This is a genomic window from Methylophaga sp. UBA5088, assembly GCF_002414625.1.
Lineage (GTDB): Bacteria > Pseudomonadota > Gammaproteobacteria > Nitrosococcales > Methylophagaceae > Methylophaga > Methylophaga marina.
This window is the reverse complement of sequence record NZ_DIAC01000008.1, coordinates 1-4,457: the sequence shown is the minus strand read 5'-3', so window position 1 is coordinate 4,457 and position 4,457 is coordinate 1. Positions and strand designations below refer to the sequence as shown.

The following is a 4,457-nucleotide window of genomic DNA, read 5'->3' as shown; positions in this document are numbered from 1 at the left end:
GACCACTTCATTCATAGGAAGTTCATAGGTTAACGCAACCTGTTTTCCCATATACTGCATATTCTTCTGCACACCACGTTTTTCAACGCATAAGGTAATCACAGCGCCTAAATGGTCTTGTGGCACCAGAATATCCGCTCTGACGATAGGTTCACGTATTTCTTCAATGGTGCCAACATCAGGTAGCGATGATGGATTTTCAACCCGTTCGACTTCGCCATTTTTCTTGAGAACTTCAAACACAACGGTCGGCGCTGTTGTGATCAGATCAAGATCGTATTCACGTTCCAATCGTTCCTGAATGATTTCCATATGCAACAGCCCCAGGAAACCACAACGGAAACCAAATCCTAAGGCTTGTGAGCTTTCAGGTTCATAAAATAATGAAGCATCATTTAGGCGTAATTTCGACAAGGCTTCACGGAAGTTTTCGTAATCATCACTGCTGACAGGGAAAATACCGGCATAGACTTGTGGGGTTACTTCTTTGAAACCGGGCAGCATTTTATCTGCACCATGGTGTGCGTGCGTTAAGGTGTCACCTACCGGTGCCCCATCAATTTCCTTGACCCCTGAAATGACGTAACCCACGTCACCACAATCCAGCACGTTACATGGTGTGCGTTTAGGTGTGAAAGTACCTACTTGATCGACTTGATATTCCTGCCCTGTCGACATGACTTTTATTTTATCTTTGTGCTTAAGTGAGCCATCGACAATACGTACCAATGAAATAACACCCACGTAGCTGTCAAACCAGGAATCAATAATGAGGGCTTTAAGAGGTGCGTCTGGATTACCTTTTGGCGCAGGGACTTTTGCCACCAGCTCTTCCAGTACGTCTTCAATACCAATACCAGTTTTGGCACTACAACGTACAGCATCCATAGCATCGACGCCGATAATGTCTTCAATTTCTTGGGCAACACGTTCCGGTTCTGCCGAAGGTAAATCAATTTTATTCAGAACTGGCAATACTTCTAAGCCTAAATCAATGGCGGTGTAGCAGTTCGCCACACTTTGTGCTTCCACACCCTGCGCCGCATCAACGACTAATAATGCCCCTTCACAAGCAGCAAGAGAGCGGGATACTTCATAAGAAAAGTCGACGTGTCCGGGTGTATCGATGAAATTCAGCTGATAAGTTTCCCCATCGCGTGCTTTGTATTCCAGTGATACGCTTTGCGCTTTGATGGTAATACCACGTTCGCGCTCAATATCCATAGAATCTAGCACTTGCTGGGACATTTCCCGGTCAGTCAGACCACCACAAATTTGAATAAACCGATCAGCAATGGTGGATTTACCATGATCGATATGTGCGATGATAGAAAAGTTACGTATATTGTTCATTTAGTTACATTTTCATTAGTGACGTCGGTGGCCATTCCGAACAGTTAACATAGATTTTGCATGACATGCATTGTTCCCGCTGGCAGATGATATAGGCCTTTGAGTCACGCGCTCAGCAAATGATCCCACATTATACGCATTTCACTATGACAAAACGATAATCTCGACACGCCTTAGATAAAAACGTGACTTCTGAATACCAGTCTGACACTCTGTCTTCGCTCATGGCTGAGAAGACTTCTGAGTCAGATCATCTCAATAGCAATACAGTACTTTTGTGGACAATAATTACCATGGATAAATCGGTCCTGACGGGTCCCATCATAAAAACCTTCTTAAGCTATGCCATCCCCTCCATTTTGGGCTTATTAGCCATCACTACGGCCAGTATCGTAGATGGTATTTTTGTCGGCCAATTTGTCAGTGCTCAGGGGCTCGCAGCCATCAATTTACTGATTCCCTATCTGTCTTTGATATTTGGACTGGCTTTAATGTTTTCCATTGGAGGAGCCGTTCGAGCGGGCTATTATATTGGTCAGAAACGTTTTCAATCAGCATCCGATGTCTTTAGCCAGTGCCTGCTTATTATTGTCGTTATTGGACTTGGTTTTCTGCTTTTTTCCTGGTTATTCACTGACGCTATATTGCTTTTTCTCGGCACGCCCACCTCCATACTAACGTTAATCAGGCCTTATTTTCTGATCATCAGTGCTGTATTGCTTATTCAGATTTCTACGATGGTGATGTATTACTTTATTCGTCAGGATAATGCTCAAACACTCGCTTCAGTTGCATTAATCAGCGGCGCCATCATTAATATTATTCTGGATGCTGTGTTTATTATCGTATTCGAATGGGGACTAAAAGGCGCTGCCGCTGCAACAGCCATTGCACAAACCATACAACTGATTATGTTAAGTCGTTATTTTTTACGATCTCAGAAAAAGTTAACTTTTTCATTCATCCAACATAATAAATCAGAAATAAAACCCGTAATGTTTAATGGCAGATCAGAGTTTATCAATGAAATCTCTGGGGGATTGGTCATCCTGGTATTGAACTGGATTTTAGTCAGTCGGCTTGATGTTGAGGGTATCGCGGCTTTTGCCGTCATTAATTACCTGATCTTTATCAGTCTGATGCTGTATTACGGCATATCTGATGCATTACATTTGGTGGTCAGTCAAAATCATGGGGCCCGAAATACCCAGCGAATCAGTCAGTTTATGCTAACAGCCATCATCGGTATTCTTTGCATCAGTATCAGTGTGACACTGTGCTTGCTCTATTTCCCAGAACACATCAGCAGCCTGTTTCTGGATAAAACAGCCGAACACACGATGCAATTATCCAAACACTTTATTTCTCTATTGTGGCCGTTATTTTTGATAAATGGTGTTAATGTGATTCTTTCTATTTATTTAACGGCCATCCAGCAACCGATTCCCTCTATGGCCATCGCGTTATCGAGAGGGTTATTCTTGCCTATTGCATTGTTACTCGTTTTGTCTTGGTTACTTCCAGAGCCTGAATTTCTTATTGCTTTACCACTCTCAGAATGGCTGACATTTTTACTCGCTATCCTCTTATTTATCCGATATCGCCCAAAAAAAATGAATTAAACATCGCTAAAGTATCTTTTTTAAAAACAGAAGAATGGCAACAAAATTCATATGTCATGAATCATCAGGCAAAAAAAAAGCCAGATAACATACATTATCTGGCTCATAGCAAAGTCTGAGAGTATTCAGACGGTTGGGGAAATTAGAACTGCCAAGCAACGCTCAGGCGAACATCACGACCAGGTTCTGCGAAACCACTGACGCCATCATTCACATCTGCAATATCAGCTACGCTGGCATGATCTAGATAATATTTATCAAAGACATTTCGAACAGTCAGTGTGATTGCGACATCTTCTGTACTAGAAGGACGCCACTGTGCATAAAAATCGTGTATGGCATAGCCTGGCTTATCTATTTTAGTGCCCTCTGGTAACCAGACAGGTGCATACAAATCAACATTGTCTTCTCTTTTCACAAACTGTGCATTCCAGCCGAATGTCCAGGTAGAATTCATCTGATAATCTAGGGTAGCAACCAAACTGTCACCAATGGTGTTAGCTTGTCCATTTGTTGAGTAGCCTCCCGCATCCTGGCCAGCAATTTCGATATCATTATGGTGATAACTCAAGCGACCCATCAATTTTTCCCAACGACGACCAATCTCCAGTACATAACCATCTGATTCCAGATCGCCCACATTTTCGAAGATTGTTCCAGCCGCCGCTCCTCCACCAACGCGATCAGCGATGATGTCATCAATGTTTGAACGATAAACTTTGGCAGATCCAAACCAAGTTCTTGATTCATAGGCGACACCAAATTCAGTATTGTCGGCATCTTCTGGTTTTAGGTCTGCATCATAGCTACCGAATAGCTTATAAGCATCCTGAGATGTAGGTCCTTTGAAAGCTTCCGAATAAGAGGCGAAAGCACTCCAGTTATCAGTAAAGTGATAGTTAATACCAATGTTATGACTGACTTCATCTTCCTCAAACTTTTGATTATCAGCATCATTCAGTTCATAGTCATCGTATCTCAGACCCGCACTTAAAAGTAGCGCATCGGTGATTTGAATATCATCCTGAATATAAACACCTTTAACTTTTACATTTTCCTTCAGTGCACGCTCGTCACTCGGAGGCCCTGCGTAAGTTTCATCCTCACGGTAATCAATACCGTAAGTCACTTTGTGCATCCCGAAGATCGAAGTATTTCTCAAATCGAGACCTTTGCTTTCACCTGTCCCGATGTAAGGATCTCGTTCACCAGTTCGCTTCAGTTCTGACTCGATGTTATACACAGTAAGGCCCAAATCAAGATATGGGTTATCAATAGGGTTCAATTCATAATTGAACGTGACGGTTTCGCGTTCCAGCTCTAGAGGAGCTAGTGGATTCCAGGAAAGAACAGGCCATTGCGGTCTGAATGGTCTTTCACCATCATCGGTACGTTTCTGATAACTCAGACGAACTGTCTGACTATCAGTCAGGTGACCAACAACTTTGGCAAAAAGAAAGTCCTGGTCGAATTTGCTGCCTT

General features: G+C 42.7%; 3 protein-coding genes. 1 reads left to right on the top strand and 2 read right to left on the bottom strand.

The window, feature by feature from the left end; translation table 11 throughout:
- The coding region (gene lepA, locus B4K20_RS00555; RefSeq protein WP_289281481.1) for a translation elongation factor 4 at positions 1 to 1,353 on the bottom strand (1,353 nt) is incomplete at its 3' end.
- Positions 1,354 to 1,646: 293 nt separating this feature from the next.
- Here lepA and B4K20_RS00550 point away from each other — a divergent pair.
- Positions 1,647 to 2,975 carry an MATE family efflux transporter gene (locus B4K20_RS00550; RefSeq protein WP_286305169.1) on the top strand — a complete coding sequence of 443 codons (1,329 nt, stop codon included), beginning with the start codon at positions 1,647 to 1,649 and terminating at the stop codon, positions 2,973 to 2,975.
- A 142-nt stretch (positions 2,976 to 3,117) separates the two neighbouring features.
- Here B4K20_RS00550 and B4K20_RS00545 read toward each other — a convergent pair.
- Positions 3,118 to 4,457 (bottom strand): TonB-dependent receptor (locus B4K20_RS00545; protein WP_289281480.1); only part of this gene is annotated, 1,340 nt, incomplete at its 5' end.

Excerpts from the sequence above, each read along its gene's own strand:
- B4K20_RS00550 (WP_286305169.1), top strand. The coding sequence starts at position 1,647 with ATGGATAAATCGGTCCTGACGGGTCCCATCATAAAAACCTTCTTAAGC.